Genomic DNA, 16317 nt, shown 5'->3' on the forward strand with positions numbered 1-16317 from the left:
GTCGCCAAGCAAAGCGAAGGGGCCCCACCTAACGGTGAGGCCCCATTTTCGTGCGCTGCGCTCTAGTAACGAGCCCTGCGAGCAAGCCAATTACCGAGAGACTGGATGGCCTGAACCACGATGATGAGGATGATGACGGTTGCGAGCATCGCGAAGGTATCGAACTGCTGGTAGCCGTAGGAGATGGCCAGGTCACCCACTCCACCGCCGCCAATAGTGCCGGCCATCGCGGTTGCGCCGATGAGGCCGACGGTCGCCGTGGTCAGCGCGAGGATGATCGACGCGCGGGCTTCGGGCAGCATGAACCAGAAAATGGTCTGCCACATCGTCGCGCCCATCGCCTCTGCGGCCTCGAGGATTCCGGAGCCGACCTCAAGCAGCGATGCCTCGATGAGGCGGGCGATGAACGGAGAAATATAGATGGTCAACGGCACCAGCGCCGCGGTCGTACCAATCGAGGTGCCGGTAATGAGCCGGGTCAACGGCACGATGGCCACCATCAGGATGACGAATGGCAGCGAGCGGATGATGTTCACCACGACATTGGCGATGTGGTAGATCACGGGGCGCGGCCGCAGTCCCCCTGGCCGCGTGATGACCAGCACGAGGGCTAGCGGGATCCCAGCGAGCGCGCCAATGAAAAGCGAGATACCCACCATATAGAGGGTTTCCCAGCCTGCATCGACGTACTGCTGCAGCGTCACACGTGTCTCAAAAAGGTCGGTCATGACAGCACCTCCTCAGTGATTCCGTTGCGGGCGGCAAGCCAGTCCAGCGCTTGGCCCACCCGATCGTCTGACCCCTGGAGCCCCAGCACCATGGTGCCGACTGTGGTGTGCCGCAGCGGGGCGTCGGCAGCATGCAGCAATGAGGCATCGACCCCGAAGATCTTGTGCAGGTCGTTGAGAAGGCTCCGGCCGGCCCCGCCCTCGTGGACGACACGAACGACCGTGCCCAACGCACCTTTCGCAGCGTCCTGCGCCAACGATGCCGGGAGTCGCTGCGGGACCACGGTCTCCACGAAACGGCGGGTCAGCTCGGCGCGGGGACGAGCGAAAATCTCGCCGACGGAGGCCTTTTCCACCAAACGCCCGTTCTCGAGCACCGCGACAAAGTCCGCAATCTTGGCAATGACATCCATTTGGTGGGTAATGATGAGGATGGTGATCCCGAGCTCGTCGTTGATCTTGACCAGAAGGTCGAGGATCTGCGCGGTCGTGATCGGGTCCAGCGCACTCGTCGGCTCATCGCACAGCACGATCTTGGGGTTCGTGACCAGTGCACGGGCAATGCCCACGCGCTGGCGCTGTCCGCCGGAAAGCTGGCGCGGGAGGTGGCCGGCACGATCGGTAAGCCCCACGAGGTCGAGAGCATCCGCCACGCGTTGCGCGATCTCCGCCTTGCCCACCCCTGCCAGGCGCAGCGGAATCGCAACGTTTTCCGCCACCGTCTTTGAGCCGAGCAGGTTGTAGTGCTGGAAGATCATGGAAACGTCGCGGCGCAGAGCCCGCAGCTCCCCGGACTTGAGTTGTGCTGGTTCCTGACCAAGCACGGTCACGGACCCACCGGTCGGGACCTCCAGCCCGTTGACCGTGCGCAACAGGGTGGACTTTCCCGCACCGGAGGTGCCCACCACACCGCAGATGGAGCCCGCAGGCACGGCGAAGCTCACATCCTCCAAGGCGGTGATGTCACCGTACGTCCTGGTGACACGGTTGAAGGTTACTGCGGGCATTACCTAATGGATTCCGGGACGAACCAGTAGTTGTTCACGTTTTCCTTGTCCAGGAACTCGTGGAACGAGTCGTCGCGGTACGCGTCGGCGACAGCCTTCGTCCACTCCTCACCGATCTCGTCGGAGCGGGTGGCCGCGACGAGGATCAGCTCCGGGCGCAGGGTCTCCTGGAACAGCTGCAGGCTCGGGTCGACCTTGGAGGAGTAGCTGATCGCACCGGGGATGACAGCCCAGTCAAGATCAGGAAGAGCACGCGGGATGGTCGCGGAGTCCATCGTCTTGATGTCCAGCTTGTAGCGGTCGTTGATGATGTCGTTCTCGGTGAGCAGGGCCGGGTCCGCGCCGTCCTTGATCTCGATCCAGCCGGCGCTGGCAAGGATGTTGTAGGCGCGGGAGGTGTTGGAGGCATCCTGCGGGATAGCCACGGTTTGCCCCTCGGCCACTGCGTCCATGGTCGAGTGACGCTCCGAGTACAGGCCGGCGGGCACGGTGGGGATCTCCGTGAACGAGGCGAGGTCAGCGTTCTTCTCCCGGTTGAACACGTTCATGTATGCGGTGTGCTGGTCGACGTTGAGGTCCACCGAGCCCTCCTGCACGGCAATATCGGCCTGCTGCAAGTCGGTGAACTCGGTGTACTCGATGTTCCAGCCTTCCTCGGTGAGAATGGGATCAATTCCGTCTTGGAACAGCACGGAGTACGGTCCGGGGGACACGCCGACGCGGATCGTCTTGGCGTCGGTCTCCGCGTCGGAACCGCAGGCACTGAGGGAGAAAACGAGCGCAATCGCGCTGAGGGCAGCCGCAGAACGCGTAAGTGCCATTAGAAACTCCTAAAGCATTGAGATAATAAGACCTATCAAAACTTACACCTGCCTGTACGCCCAAAGCAAACAGATTTGTCTAGTTCCAATGGAAGGATCTGTACAACAGTCAGGCCGGGGTGGATATCCACAAAAAGGAGGTGCACCTCCGGCAGCGTCGCCGGGGGTGCACCTCCTTATATATCTGTAGCGGGGCTACAGAATTCTTACATCATGCCCATTGCTTCCGGGTCCATGCCAGCGCCAGCGCCAGCCGGCTCCGGCTTGTCCGCGACAACAGCCTCGGTGGTGAGGAACAGCGCGGCGATGGAGGCCGCGTTCTGCAGTGCGGAGCGGGTGACCTTGGCCGGGTCGTTGATGCCCGCCTCCATCATGTCGACGTACTCGCCGGTGGCCGCGTTGAGGCCCTGGCCGTCGGGGAGGTTGGCAACCTTGTCGGCCACAACGCCCGGCTCGAGGCCGGCGTTGAGCGCGATCTGCTTCAGCGGAGCGGAGAGGGACTCGCGGACGATCTTCACGCCCGTCGCCTCGTCGCCCTCGAGACCGAGGTCGTTCTCGAGCTCCTTGGCGGCCTGCAGCAGGGCCACGCCACCGCCGGCGACGATGCCCTCTTCAACGGCAGCCTTGGCGTTGCGGACGGCGTCCTCGATGCGCAGCTTCTGCTCCTTGAGCTCCACCTCGGTGGCAGCGCCGACCTTGATCACGGCAACACCGCCGGCCAGCTTGGCCAGGCGCTCCTGCAGCTTCTCACGGTCATAGTCGGAGTCGGAGTGCTCGATCTCGGCGCGGATCTGCTTGACGCGGCCGTCAATCTGGGCCTGGTCGCCGGCACCCTGGACGATGGTGGTCTCGTCCTTGGTGATGACGACCTTGCGGGCCTGGCCGAGCAGCTCGATGCCGGCGGTCTCGAGGGAGAGGCCGACCTCCTCGGAGATGACCTGGCCACCGGTGAGGATGGCGAGGTCCTGGAGCATGGCCTTGCGGCGGTCGCCGAAGCCCGGTGCCTTGACGGCGACGGACTTGAAGGTGCCGCGGATCTTGTTGACCACGAGGGTGGACAGGGCTTCGCCCTCGATGTCCTCGGCGATGATCAGCAGCGGCTTGCCGGACTGCATGACCTGCTCCAGGACGGGGACGAGCTCCTTGACGTTGGAGATCTTGGAGGAGACCAGGAGGATGTACGGATCTTCGAGGACGGCCTCGCCGCGCTCCATGTCGGTGGCGAAGTACGCGGAGATGAAGCCCTTGTCGAAGCGCATGCCCTCGGTGACCTCGAGGTCAACACCGAAGGTGTTGGACTCCTCAACGGTGATGACGGATTCCTTGTTTACGGCACCGTTGCCGACGGCGTACATGGCCTCGGCGATCTTCTTGCCGATCTCCGGGTCGGAGGCGGAGATACCCGCGGTCGAGGCGATCTGCTCCTGAGTCTCGACCTCCTTGGCGTTGTCGAGCAGGTACTGGGAGACCTTCTCGGTCGCAGCCTGGATGCCGCGCTTGATGCCCATCGGGTTGGAGCCAGCGGCAACGTTGCGCAGACCCTCGCGCACGAGTGCCTGGGCGAGGACGGTAGCGGTGGTGGTGCCGTCGCCGGCGACGTCGTCAGTCTTCTTCGCTACTTCCTTGACCAGCTCGGCGCCGATCTTCTCGTAGGGGTCCTCGAGGTCGATCTCCTTAGCGATGGTCACGCCGTCGTTGGTGATGGTCGGCGCGCCCCAGGACTTCTCCAGGACGACGTTGCGACCCTTGGGGCCGAGGGTGACCCTGACAGCGTCTGCCAGGGTGTTCAGGCCGTTCTCAAGGCTGCGGCGTGCTTCCTCATCGAATGCGATCATCTTTGCCATGTGAGTTTGTTGCTCCTCTTAGTGAGTCAGAGTTTTCGTTGAGCGACGACACTCCACCGCCCGGCTCCGTAAACGTTGGGGCCAGGCGGACGTCAGCGGATAAGCAGGCGCCCGCGACGGCACGGCTGATGAGTGGTGTCAGCCTCACCTACTTGAGAGTATTCGTTCTTAGCACTCACATGCGTCGAGTGCTAGTGACCATTTTTAGCACTCTCGGCCCCCGAGTGCAACGACGCGGCGTGAGGGTTGATGGGTGCAGGTGGGCGTCGATAAGCACTGTGCTTAACGGCACCAACCGCGGTGGTACGTTCGGGGCCATGACGACCCCCGACGCATTTTCCCCGCACCGCGACCGCATCTTCGCGGACTTGTCCGCCCTCGTCTCCTTCAACTCGCCCCACTCCACGCCGGAGCTTGCGAGCGAGCACGAGGCGGCGTGCGCCTGGACCGTCTCCGCGCTCGAGCAGCTGGGGCTTAACGTGACCCGCCACGCCACCGTGGACGATGCGGACACCGTCATCGCCACGAAGGACCCCGTCGGCGACGCCCCGACCGTGCTGCTCTACTCGCATTACGACGTCGTCCCCGCCGGCGACCCCGCCGCATGGACATCCGACCCTTTCACCCTGACCGAGCGCGGCGGGCGCTGGTACGGCCGCGGCGCCGCCGACTGCAAGGGCAACCTCGCCATGCACCTCGAGGCACTGCGTCTTACCCAGGCCGCGGGTGGAACCGACCTCGGACTCAAGGTCGTCGTCGAGGGATCCGAGGAGCTCGGCGGGCTTGACGGGCTCGTGCGCCTCATCGAATCCGACCCGGCCCTCTTCGCCGCCGATGCCATACTTATTGCAGACTCCGGCAACGTCGCCGTCGGCACCCCGACCCTGACCACGTCACTGCGCGGCGGGGCGCAGGTCAACGTCACCGTGGAAACACTCGAGGGCGCGATCCACTCCGGCAGCTTCGGCGGGGCGGCACCGGATGCGGCCCACGCCCTCGTGCGCATCGCCAACTCGCTTTTCGACGAGCACGGCCGCACATCCATCGACGGAGTCAGCTGCCTCGCCACGTGGGAGGGCGACCCGTATACCCGCGAGGACTTCCGCCTCGATGCCGGCGTGCTCGAGGGCGTACAGCTCCTCGGCACCGTTGAGGACGAGCCCGCCGACATGGTGTGGGCGCGACCGGCGGTAACGATGATCGGGTTCACCTCCACCCCGGTCGCCGAAGCGGTCAACGCCGTCAACCCACGCGCCGAAGCGCAGTTCAACCTGCGCGTGCCCGCCGGCATGGACGCGGAGTTCGTGGCAGAGAAGATGGAGGAGCACATCCGCGCCCACACGCCGTGGGGCGCGAAGGTCGAGGTAAACATCTCTGGCCTCAACCAACCATTCTCCACCGACCCCGATGGCCCGGCCGCCAAGCTTCTGGGCGAGTGCCTGCGCGAGGCCTACGGCACCGATTCGCTTGCCGTTGTCGGCGCGGGTGGCTCCATCCCGCTGACCATCACGCTGCAGGAGCAGTTCCCCAACGCCGAGATCGCGCTGTTCGGCGTGGAGGAGCCGCAGTGCGGCATCCACGGGGTCGACGAGTCCGTAGACCCGAGCGAGATCGAGCGCATCGCGGTGGCCGAAGCGTTGTTCCTACGGCGGTTCGGGGCGTAGATTCTCCGGATTGCCCACCCAAGACGAGCCCCGCGCACCGGATTCACCCCGGCGCGCGGGGCTTTACGCTTCCCACATTTTGGGAGTTAAACAGCGTTCCTGCCCACCCTATGGAACGTGACGCGGAAAATAGTTTCAAAAATGAGTTGCAGGCCACATTTATCTCCGTTAGTGTGACCTACGTGACTCAGATTCTTCTTCTCGCAGCAGCGGTAGCAAAGGCTACGTACCCCGGCCACACATAGCCCACCGGTTCATGTGGCACGGGGAAGTAGTCGGTAGGACTTACCAGCACCACGAGAACCGGTGAAAACCAACCTCGAGCCACAAGAAGGAAACCGGCCGCGATGACCCGCAATCTGACCGACACCAGCTTCGCCACCTACTTCAACACCCAGTTTGGCACTCAGTTTGGAACCCAGTTCGGAACCGCACCGCACGTTCAGACGCAGACCCAAACGCGAACCGCCACCGTTTTCCGCGACACCCGCGATCCGCTGCAGGCACGGTACGACATCGACAGGAAACTGCCGCGGGACCTGCGCGACGAGGCAGAAGGAATGGATTGGGGCCTGTTCATGGCCACCTACGCCCCAGCCCCCACGTTCCACGTCGCCATCACCGACGCATCCGCCCAATCCTGGTTGAACACCCACTTCCGTTTGGCTACTACCGCGCTGCCGAAGACCGCCACTCCGCACACCTCCATCGAGGAAGTCACCGCCTCCGGCCCAGTCGGGGCGATCACCGAGGTCCTCCACCGCTACGGCCGCTTCGTCGAAATGCTCTCCTTCCACCAGATCGAGCTCTACGAAGCCACCGTCACCTGCGTCAAAGTCCAGCACCAGACCAACGAGAACCGCCGCGCATGGGCCATTGGATTCCACTCCGATGCATCCCACTCCGTTGCCGCGGCCCTGTCCTCGGCGGCTCAGCGCATCCACGGAAACTTCTAAGGCCGCCTTCGCTAAAAGCCGCGCATAAATGTAAAGTTGTCGATGTTGGTCGCGCCACGACATGACGCGCCTCACATTTGTTTGGGTAGCTACTCAAGTTGATGCGGTGGAGTGCAGTCCCATGTTCGGGCCCATGCGTGGGTTCATATAAGGGATCGTTGGACGCGGTTAGAACACGAACTGGGTCTGCCCCCGCCTCACCACCCGCGTGGGTACAGGTCCGCCACAAAACGGAGCTTGAGGAGGGCCTGCCACGTGCTGACATTGATGGTCGCGCTGTTCGTTGCCACCTTCGCCGCCCCCTTCCTGATTCGCGCACTCGGACGCGTCGCCTTCGCGCTTCTCGCCCTCGTGCCGCTGGGAGGGTTCGCGTGGATGGTGAGTCTGTTTTATGACGGAGCATTCAGCAACGGCGGTGAAATCCTCGCCAGATACACATGGATGCCCAGCGCCCACCTGAACCTGGAGTTCCGCCTCGATGCCCTGGCAGGCCTGTTCAGCCTGATCATCCTCGGCATCGGCGCACTCGTCCTTTTTTATTGCTGGGGATACTTCGACTCCAACCCGCGCCGCCTCGCGGTCTTCGGCGGGCAACTCACCGGCTTCGCCGCCATCATGTACGGGCTTGTCATCTCCGACAACTTCCTGCTCATGTACGTCTTCTGGGAGCTGACATCGATCCTGTCCCAGATGCTGGTGAGCTACTACGGCGAGCGCGCCTCCGCGCGCCGCTCGGCCCTCCAAGCGCTCATTGTCACCACCTTCGGCGGCCTGTCCATGCTTGTGGGCATCATTCTCCTCGGCCGCCAGACCGGAATCTGGCGCCTGTCCGAGATCTCCCAGTTTGCAAACATCGACTCCGCCCCGGCGATTTCCGTGGCGATCGTGCTGATCATGCTCGGCGCGCTGACCAAGTCCGCCCAGGCACCGTGGCACTTCTGGCTGCCCGGCGCGATGGCCGCGCCCACCCCGGTCTCGGCGTACCTGCACGCGGCCGCGATGGTGAAGGCCGGTATCTACCTCGTCGCCCGCCTCGCCCCGGACCTCTCTGCCGTTCCGACCTGGCACATCGTGGTCATCGGCACCGGCGTGTTCACCATGCTGCTCGGCGGCTGGATGGCGCTGAAGCAAAAAGACCTGAAGCTCATCCTCGCCTACGGCACCGTCTCCCAGCTCGGTTTCATCACCGCAGTGATGGGCGTGGGTTCGCGCGAGGCGACTATGGCGGGCCTCGCGCTGACGTTTGCCCACTCGCTGTTCAAGGCAGCGCTGTTCATGATCGTCGGCGCGATCGACCACTCCACCAGCACCCGCGACATCCGCAAGCTCTCCGGCCTCGGCCGCCGCGCCCCGCTGCTGGCCACGCTGGCCGTTATCGCCGCAGCGTCGATGGCGGGCATTCCCCCGCTGTTCGGTTTCGTGTCCAAGGAGGCCGCGCTCGAGGCTGTCCTGCACGAAGAGCTCCTCGTCGGCATGCCCGGCGGCATGATGCTCGTCGGCCTGATTGCCGGATCCATCCTCACCATGGCCTACTCCCTGCACTTCTTGTACGGTGCTTTTGCCACGAAGGGCGACGGCGTGACGTCGGAAGCTGTTGAGCGCATGGAGCCCATTGGCCCGGCGCTGTGGCTGTCGCCCTTCCTGCTCACAGCCATCACCGCGGTCCTCGGCGTCTTCCCGCTGCCGCTGTCGGATGCGTTTAACGAGTACCTCGACGTGCGCTTCCCAGACGTCGAAGGCTCCTACCTGAAGCTGTGGCACGGATTCACCCTGCCGCTGCTGCTCACTGCCATCATTGTTGCGCTCGGCTCCATCATGTTCTGGCAGCGCCGCCTGGTGGCCAAGGCGCAGTTTGATAAGCCCGCGCTTGGTGACGCCGACGCAGTCTGGGACAACATCCTCGCGCGCCTGCGCAGCTGGTCGCTCAGCCTGACGGCGTCGACTCAGCGCGGCTCGCTGACCATCAACCTGGCTGTTATCTTCTTCGTCCTCATGGTCCTGCCGCTGTCCGCGCTTATCCTCGGAGACAGCAACTCGATCCGCATGATCGTGTGGGACAGCCCCCTGCAGGGTGTGACGGTCGCGTTCCTGGTGATCGTGGCCGTTGCCGCCACACTGCAGCGCAACCGCCTCTCCGGCGTTGTCATGGTCGGGCTCAGCGGCTACTCCATGGCCGTGATCTTCTCCCTCCACGGCGCACCCGACCTCGCACTAACGCAGGTGCTGGTTGAGACGATTTCCATGGTCATCTTCATGCTGGTGCTGCGCAAGATGCCCACCGAGATCGAAGTCCGGGCCGAGGACGTGCGCCTGCGCTCCTGGTTGGCTATCGGCACCGGCGTGTCCGTCGTGGTGGTGGCCATGACCGCCATCTCGTCGCGCGTGGCAGAGCCCATCTCGACGGCGATGCCCGACCTGGCCTACGAGATCGGCCACGGCGCGAACACCGTCAACGTGTTGCTCGTGGACCTGCGTGCGATGGATACCTTCGGCGAGATTTCCGTTCTGGTCATCGCCGCGACCGGTGTAGCCAGCCTCATCTACGGCACCGGCTCGTTCCGCCGCCCCTCGCGGCGACCGGTACTGCTAACCACCAAGCCGCGCTGGCTCGCCGCAGGTGTGGACACCGAAACGGCGCAGAACCGCTCGCTCATGGTCGATGTGTCCACCCGCGTGCTGTTCCCGTCGATGTTCTTGTTGTCGATGTACTTCTTCTTCGGCGGCCACAACGCCCCGGGCGGCGGCTTCGCCGGTGGCCTTGTCGCTGGCCTCGCCCTGGCACTGCGCTACCTCGCCGGCGGGCGCCGCGAGATCACCGCGGCGCTGCCCATCGACCCGGCGAAGATGCTGGGAGTCGGCCTCATCGTTGCCGCTGTGGCGGCGATCGCCCCCATGTTCTTGGGCAACCCGCCGCTGACCAGTGGGTACATCGAGCCGGATCTGCCGCTGATTGGCGAGGTCGCGATCCCGTCGGCCCTCGTCTTCGACGCGGGTGTCTACCTCATCGTCATCGGCCTGACCATGCACGTCCTCCTGTCCGTGGGTGCCCACCTCGACTACGAGGAGCACCAGCGCAAGGAGCGCGCCCGCGAGCGCGCACGCCAGCTGCAGGAGAAGAACAAGGTCCGCCGCGAGAAGCAGAACGCACGCCGCCAGGAACGCGCCTCGGAGCGCGAGGCGGTGGCGACGTCGGGATCGACGTCGATCCGGGTGGCGTCGACAAGCGAAAGGAGCGAGAAATAAATGGAGGCCAACCTCTTTTTGCTGATCGGCTCGGGTGTGCTCATCGCCGCCGGGGTCTACCTGATGCTCGACCGCGTCATGCTGCGCATGATCCTCGGGCTGACCCTCATCGGAAATGGCGCGAACCTGCTCATCCTGCAGGCGGGCGGGCAGGCGGGTTCCCCGCCCATACGCGGCCGCGAGAGCGAACTCTACGGCGATCACGTCGCTGACCCGCTGGCGCAGGCGATGATTTTGACCGCCATCGTCATCTCGATGGCGCTGGTGTCCTTCATGCTGGCGCTGGCGTACAGGCAGTACCGCTACCGCACCGCCGACGTGATTGAACGCGACGTGGAGGACCGGGCGATTGCTGCGCGCCCGTCGACCCCGTCCGCGGCGCCGGACCACGACGCGTCCGACGACCCCCGCACTGGGCGCGCGAGCTCGTCAGGTGACAGCTTCGGCCCCCGCAGCTTCGAGGAGCCCGTCAAGGAGGCCAAGGGTGACTGATTTCTTTCTCGCGTACGCGGCGTGGGCACTGCCCCACGCACACCAGCTCATCCCGATGGCGGTGCTGCTTCCCGCAGTTGCCGCAGCCCTGATCCTGGTCACCGGCCGCTGGGTGCAGCTGCAGAGCGCGATCGCGTTCATCGCGCTGCTCGCCCTCGCCGGCATCGCCACCACACTGCTGCTCGTCGCCGACCTCTACGGCATCCAAACAGTGCAGATGGGTGGGTGGGACGCGCCCATCGGCATCACGTTAGTGGCCGATCGCCTCTCCACTGTGATGCTGCTCGTCTCCTCCATCGTCTTGTTCGCCGTCATGTGGTACGGCATTTCGCAGGGGCTTCGCGACGGCGTCGAGGACGACCCCGTCGCCGTCTTCCTACCCACCTACATGCTGCTGTCCATGGGCGTGAACCTCGCGTTCCTCGCCGGCGACCTGTTCAACCTCTACGTCGGCTTCGAAATCTTCCTCGTGGCCTCCTACATCCTGCTCACCATGGGCGCCTCCCCCGCGCGAGTGAGCTCGGGCATTAGCTACGTCGTCGTCTCGATGGCTTCGTCGATGGTCTTCCTCTTCGCGCTTGCGATGGTCTACGCCTCGGTGGGAACCGTGAACATGGCCCAGGCTGGCCTGCGCATGGAGGAGATCCCGGACGGCACCCGCACCGCTATCTTCGCCACGCTGCTCGTGGCCTTCGGCATCAAAGCCGCCGTCTTCCCCCTCGACGCCTGGCTGCCCGACTCCTACCCCACCGCCGCCTCGCTCGTCACCGCCGTGTTCGCGGGCCTTCTGACCAAGGTGGGCATCTACTCGATCATCCGCATGCGCTCCTCGGTATTTACCGCCGGTTCGCTCGACACGATGCTTATGTGGGTGGCCCTGGCCACGATGATCGTGGGAATCATGGGCGCTCTCGCCCAAAACGACATCAAGCGTCTGCTCTCGTTCACCCTGGTCAGCCACATCGGCTACATGCTCTTCGGTGTGGCACTTGGCACCTTGCAGGGACTGTCCGGCGCGATTTTCTACGCCGTCCACCACGTGCTTGTGCAAACCACGCTGTTCCTCGTCGTCGGTCTCATCGAACGCCAGGCCGGCACCTCGCAGCTGCGCCGCCTCGGCTCGCTGCTCTACACGGCGCCGCTGATCGCCATTTTGTACATCATCCCGGCGCTTAACCTCGGTGGCATCCCACCGTTCTCCGGGTTCCTGGGCAAGATCATGCTGCTCGAGGCCGGCGCTAACGAAGGCTCCTGGTTGAGCTGGGTGCTCATCGCCGGCGCGGTTATCACCTCGCTGCTGACCCTGTACGTGATGATGATCGTCTGGTCGAAGGGTTTCCTACGCGATCGCGCCGACGCCCCCGAAGGTGACGTTGTCATCGCTCGTCCGTCCGCGCTCGCTGACGTCAAGGAGACAGTGTCGAAGGATGAGCGTGACGACGTCGGCCGCCTGCCGGTTGGCATGGTTGCCTCCACCACCACCCTCGTCGTCGCGTCTCTGGCAATCACGGTGCTCGCCGGGCCGATGGCGTCTGTTACGGACCGCGCCGCCGAATCCGCTTCCGACCGCTCGATCTACCGCAGTGCCGTGCTCGGCGAGAATGCCGACGATCCGACGCGCCGCCTTGACCGCCCCGCCGTCGAACCCAACCGCGGTACCCGCGACGAAATCACAAACCGCAACCGCGAGGATTCCCTCGCGCCCGCGAGCGAGCACGACGGAACTGTCGACGACCGCGGGTCCATCCCCGATGCCACCGGTGTTTCCACGGTCGCCGTGCCCGAGCCTGTCGGCGCCCGCAGCAACGCCGTCGGAGGTGAACAGTAACCATGTCCGGAATTGCGAAACGCTTCCACCCCTCGTTCGTCCTCTGGCTCACCGTCATGTGGATCCTTCTGCAGGGTGAGCTGACGTGGGGCAACCTCATTGCCGGTGTCTCTTTGGCCACCATCATCGTCTTGGCGCTGCCGCTGCCGCAGGTACCGGTCAGCGACTACAAGATCCACTACGGCAAGCTGTTTGTCTTCCTGCTGCAATGGATCGGAACCCTCATCACCGCCTCCATCAAGGTGGCTTGGCTCGCGCTGCGCCCCCAGGAGCCGCCGCGCAACGCCATCTTGCGGGTTCCGATGCGCGTCTCTAACGACCTCGTGCTCTACCTCGCCACCTGCTTCTACAACCTGCAGCCCGGTGGTTCGGTCTCCGACATCGACATCGCCAACCGCGAGTGGACCATCCACGTCCTCGACGCCGAGACCGAAGACGACATCGACAGGGAGATCAACAACGTGCTCAAGCTCGAACGCCAGATGATCGACATCTTCGAAAGCAGGAGGTAGGCACCGTGGACCACACCCTGTACACCTTTTTCCTCACCATCGCCGCGGCCCTGATCGTCCTCGGCATGTTCATCATCAGCTGGCGCATCGTCGTCGGGCCTGACTCCATGGACCGAGTGCTCGGCAACGACGCCGTGACTGCCTCCCTCCAGTGTGTTTTGGCCCTCTACATCGCCTGGACCCTCGATACCACCGTGGTCAACATCATGATGGTCATCGCACTGCTCGGCTTCATCGCCTCGCTGGCTGTGGCCCGCTTCCGCCGAAAGGACGGCTCACTGTGAACTGGCACCTTATTGGCGACATCGTCTCGCTCATCTTCATCCTCCCCGGGGCCTTCATGGTCTTCTCGGCCGCGGTGGGCTCGGTGCGCTTCAAGTCGACCATGTCGCGCATCCACGCCATCACCAAACCCCAGACCACCGGCCTGGTCCTCATGGTCATCGGCACGCTCATCCGCGTTGTCACCCACCCCACCTTCGGCCCCGGCGAGCGCGGCGACGTCGGCGTCCTCGTCCTGCTCGTCCTCTTCGCACTCATGACCAACCCGGTCACCGCGCAGCGACTCGGGCGCATCGCCCGCCGCGAAGGCCTCTACGGCGATGAAGACTCCCTGTCGCGCAACGAGCACCCCACCGAGCTCCAGCCGCGCCGCGGCGTTGCGTCCAAGCGCAACGAGCCGATGCGCGTCGAGCTCGACACCGACGCGCAGCGTTAGCGCCAGGCGAGCTCGATCATCTCCCGGCAGGACGCGTCCACGACCGGCTTCCAGTCGCGGTGGACGTTGTAGATCCGGCGCATCCGCTTGTAGCCGGGACCGCGCTCGAGGACTTCCAGAACGAGGTTGAGCTCATCGACGCAACCGAGTTCCCGGGCGATGGGCTGGAGGACGTCGACAAGCTCGGCGAGCTCCTCTGTCACCCAGCGCTCGTCAGTCTCGCGGGAGGTGATGACGAGGGCCTCGAGGCCGTAGCGGGCGCCGCGCCACTTGTTCTCGGCGAGGTGCCATGGCTGGAGACTCGGCAGCTGCCTGCCCTCGTCGAGCATCCGGTCGTAGTGCACCACCAGGCAGTGGGTCAGCGCGACGACCGCGGCGAGCTCGCGCAGGTTGGACGTCGCATCGCAGATGCGCACCTCGATAGTGCCCCACTTCGCGGCCGGACGAATGTCAAAGTGCATCGACCCGGTGTGGTTGATCACCCCTGAGGTGCGCTGATCCGTCATGAACTGCACCCACTCGTCCCAGGTGTCGAAGTGGTACGGCATGCCGGCAGTGGGCAGCTGCTGGTAGAGCATCGTACGGTTCGAGGCGTAGCCCGTGTCGATGCCGTCCCAGCCCGGGCTCGACGCCGAAATGGCCAGCAGGTGCGGGTACTTGGTCATCAACGCGTTGATGATCGGCCACACCCGGTCCTCGTGGCGGATGCCCACGTGACAGTGGATACCCCACAGCAACATCTGCCTACCCCAGTACTGGGTGCGCTCAATGATCTCCTGGTAAGTGATCTTCGGGCTGAGCGGCTGGGTGCGGAAGTCCGAGAACGGGTGGCCGCCGCCGGCCCAGAGCTTGAGGCCCTTGTCCTCTGCGACGGTGCGCAGCTTGGTCAGAGTCGACTGCAGGTTATCGAGGGCCTCGGCGGTGTTGGTGCACACCGGAGTGACCAACTCGACCGTGTTCTGCAGAAACTCCTTCTCCAAGTGAAGCTCCGGGTATCGCGAGTGAGCCTCGTCGATGACCTCTGCCGCGCGCGGGACAAGATCGCGCGTTTCGGGGTCGACGAGGCAGATCTCCCACTCCACTCCCAGCGTCGGCTTGGGTGAGCGGGCGAAGTCGCGGTACGGATCCATGACGGAAAGCTTACCGGGGAGGGGTTTTGCGCTGCGGGTTTTTGGTTGGGTTGGTGGTTGGTTGGTGGTTGGTGGTTGGTTGGGTTGGTGGTTGGTGGTTGGTTGGGTTGGTGGTTGGCTGTCCGTGGTCGGTGACAAATGTGTCGGGTGGCTGTGCAGATGTGTCACTTTCCCCAGGTCAGATTTTCACCCTGGCCAGATTTGTCACTGGTGCCAAACCACCAAACCGCCAAACCACCAAAAACGCCCGCAACCCCCACCCAAGGTGAGGCGCTGCGGGCGCGCTGGGACCAGAACTAGCCAGCCAGGACGACCGTGACGGTGCGGGCGTTGCCGGTGGCTTCGCGCGGCAGAGACGCGCCCTGCGGCACCTCGGTAACCGGCATCGGGGTGCCGCCGACGCGCTGGGCGACATCGGCTGCGACCTGCTCGGAACCCGGGACGGCCGGGTCGAAGAAGACCGTGGTCTGCGGGAAGATGCCGTAGGTCTGCTCGGGCAGGTTCATCTGCGCGGCGTCGTTCGATTTGTTGACCACCTGGTAGTCGCGGCCCAGCTGGTCGGCGGTGCGGCTGGCAAGGTCCGGTGTTGGGGAGTTGTTGTACACCAGGACCTCGGCGGTTTCGCGGGTCAGCGGCGCACCGGCCGGAGCCGGAGCGGGAGCAGGAGCCGGAGCTTCAGGGGCATTATCAGCCGGAGCCTCAGCCTCAGTACCAGCCTCAGCAGACGGAGCCGCCGACGGCGCAACAGCACCGGGCTGACCAGCAGCCGACGGCGCGGCGGAGGCTGCAGTCGGCACACCAGTGGTCGCGCTGCCTGCGGTGTTGCTCGCCTGGTCGGCGGGGCCCTGAGTCAACGCGTAGACGCCCCAGAGCAGAAGGATTGCGGCGACGGCGATGAGGACCATGCCGAGGCCGCGCTTCGGGATGCCCCCGGCGGCAGCAGCAGTGCTTCCTGCGCCGGTGCCCGCAGCGTAGGCGTAGTCGTCGCCGTCGGCACGGTGGGCGCCGCGGTAGTCCTCGGCGTCGACGGCCTGGAAGGTGTCGGTGCCGTCGTTGTCGTAAGAATCAACTGGCTCAGTATTATCACGATTCACAGCAGCCACATTAGATAACCAGAACCCGTAACGCCGGGAGACGCGCCGAGAAACAGCGTTTACGCCATGTCGTCGCGGATGCGCTGCAGCCGGCGCACGAGCTGGGGTCGGGCGGCGAGGGCCTCGGGGGCGTCGAGAAGCACATTGAGCCGCTGGTAGTAACGCACCGGCGTCAAGTCGAGGCGCTGGCGGATCGCCTCTTCCTTCGCGCCCACCGCGCGGGGGGCCGAGGCCTCGAAGTCGAGGATGGCTAAGTCATCCGGGGAAAGCATGCCTAATA

At 64.6% G+C, this 16317-nt stretch carries 15 protein-coding genes; 8 read left to right on the plus strand and 7 right to left on the minus strand.

The genetic code is table 11. The annotated features are described in order from the left end of the window. Nucleotides 1-62: 62 nt before the first annotated feature. From VVR41_RS04590 to groL, 4 genes are all read right to left on the minus strand, one after another. The gene (locus tag VVR41_RS04590) at nt 63-728 is read right to left on the minus strand and encodes a methionine ABC transporter permease (RefSeq protein ID WP_368523781.1); all 666 of its coding nucleotides are present in this window, start codon (nt 726-728) and stop codon (nt 63-65) included. After that, nucleotides 725-1735 (minus strand): methionine ABC transporter ATP-binding protein, encoded by a 1011-nt coding sequence (locus VVR41_RS04595; RefSeq protein WP_368523782.1) that lies wholly within the window; start codon nt 1733-1735, stop codon nt 725-727. Before VVR41_RS04595 ends, VVR41_RS04590 begins: the two co-directional genes overlap by 4 nt. Further along, complete coding sequence (locus tag VVR41_RS04600; protein ID WP_321102516.1) at nt 1735-2556, minus strand: MetQ/NlpA family ABC transporter substrate-binding protein; 822 nt, start codon at nt 2554-2556, stop codon at nt 1735-1737. The genes VVR41_RS04595 and VVR41_RS04600 overlap by 1 nt, the downstream gene beginning before the upstream one ends. 206 nt (nt 2557-2762) lie before the next feature. Next, the gene (gene groL, locus VVR41_RS04605; protein ID WP_368523783.1) at nt 2763-4400 is read right to left on the minus strand and encodes a chaperonin GroEL; all 1638 of its coding nucleotides are present in this window, start codon (nt 4398-4400) and stop codon (nt 2763-2765) included. A 317-nt stretch (nt 4401-4717) separates the two neighbouring features. Between groL and VVR41_RS04610 the strand changes: the two genes are divergently transcribed. The 8 genes from VVR41_RS04610 to VVR41_RS04645 all read left to right on the plus strand — a co-directional run bounded on the left by VVR41_RS04610 (nt 4718) and on the right by VVR41_RS04645 (nt 13813). Beyond that, the gene (locus VVR41_RS04610) at nt 4718-6064 is read left to right on the plus strand and encodes a dipeptidase (protein ID WP_368523784.1); all 1347 of its coding nucleotides are present in this window, start codon (nt 4718-4720) and stop codon (nt 6062-6064) included. Nucleotides 6065-6411: 347 nt separating this feature from the next. Then, nucleotides 6412-7020 (plus strand): acetyl-CoA acetyltransferase, encoded by a 609-nt coding sequence (locus VVR41_RS04615; protein ID WP_368523785.1) that lies wholly within the window; start codon nt 6412-6414, stop codon nt 7018-7020. A 255-nt stretch (nt 7021-7275) separates the two neighbouring features. Continuing rightward, on the plus strand, nt 7276-10263 hold the full coding sequence (locus VVR41_RS04620; RefSeq protein WP_368523786.1) for a Na+/H+ antiporter subunit A: 2988 nt from the start codon (nt 7276-7278) through the stop codon (nt 10261-10263). Next, a complete protein-coding gene (locus VVR41_RS04625) occupies nt 10264-10755 on the plus strand; it encodes a Na(+)/H(+) antiporter subunit C (RefSeq protein ID WP_321101059.1) in 492 nt (163 codons plus the stop codon). Nucleotides 10756-10810: 55 nt separating this feature from the next. Then, nucleotides 10811-12583, plus strand: a complete 1773-nt coding sequence (locus VVR41_RS04630) for a Na+/H+ antiporter subunit D (RefSeq protein WP_409338275.1) — start codon at nt 10811-10813, stop codon at nt 12581-12583. Between the two features lie 2 nt (nt 12584-12585). Continuing rightward, entirely contained in the window at nt 12586-13095 is a 510-nt protein-coding gene (locus tag VVR41_RS04635) for a Na+/H+ antiporter subunit E (protein ID WP_321101063.1), read from the plus strand. Between the two features lie 5 nt (nt 13096-13100). Beyond that, nucleotides 13101-13379, plus strand: a complete 279-nt coding sequence (locus VVR41_RS04640; protein ID WP_368523787.1) for a monovalent cation/H+ antiporter complex subunit F — start codon at nt 13101-13103, stop codon at nt 13377-13379. Then, complete coding sequence (locus VVR41_RS04645; protein WP_368523788.1) at nt 13376-13813, plus strand: monovalent cation/H(+) antiporter subunit G; 438 nt, start codon at nt 13376-13378, stop codon at nt 13811-13813. The genes VVR41_RS04640 and VVR41_RS04645 overlap by 4 nt, the downstream gene beginning before the upstream one ends. Here VVR41_RS04645 and VVR41_RS04650 read toward each other — a convergent pair. From VVR41_RS04650 to VVR41_RS04660, 3 genes are all read right to left on the minus strand, one after another. After that, nucleotides 13810-14943 (minus strand): glutamate--cysteine ligase, encoded by a 1134-nt coding sequence (locus VVR41_RS04650; RefSeq protein ID WP_368523789.1) that lies wholly within the window; start codon nt 14941-14943, stop codon nt 13810-13812. The genes VVR41_RS04645 and VVR41_RS04650 overlap by 4 nt on opposite strands. 296 nt (nt 14944-15239) lie before the next feature. Further along, nucleotides 15240-16037 carry a LytR C-terminal domain-containing protein gene (locus tag VVR41_RS04655; RefSeq protein WP_368523790.1) on the minus strand — a complete coding sequence of 266 codons (798 nt, stop codon included), beginning with the start codon at nt 16035-16037 and terminating at the stop codon, nt 15240-15242. Between the two features lie 59 nt (nt 16038-16096). Then, nucleotides 16097-16309 carry a DUF3263 domain-containing protein gene (locus VVR41_RS04660; protein WP_368523791.1) on the minus strand — a complete coding sequence of 71 codons (213 nt, stop codon included), beginning with the start codon at nt 16307-16309 and terminating at the stop codon, nt 16097-16099. Between the last annotated feature and the right edge of the window lie 8 nt (nt 16310-16317).

Source organism: Corynebacterium sp. LK2510 (assembly GCF_040946405.1).
GTDB lineage: Bacteria > Actinomycetota > Actinomycetes > Mycobacteriales > Mycobacteriaceae > Corynebacterium.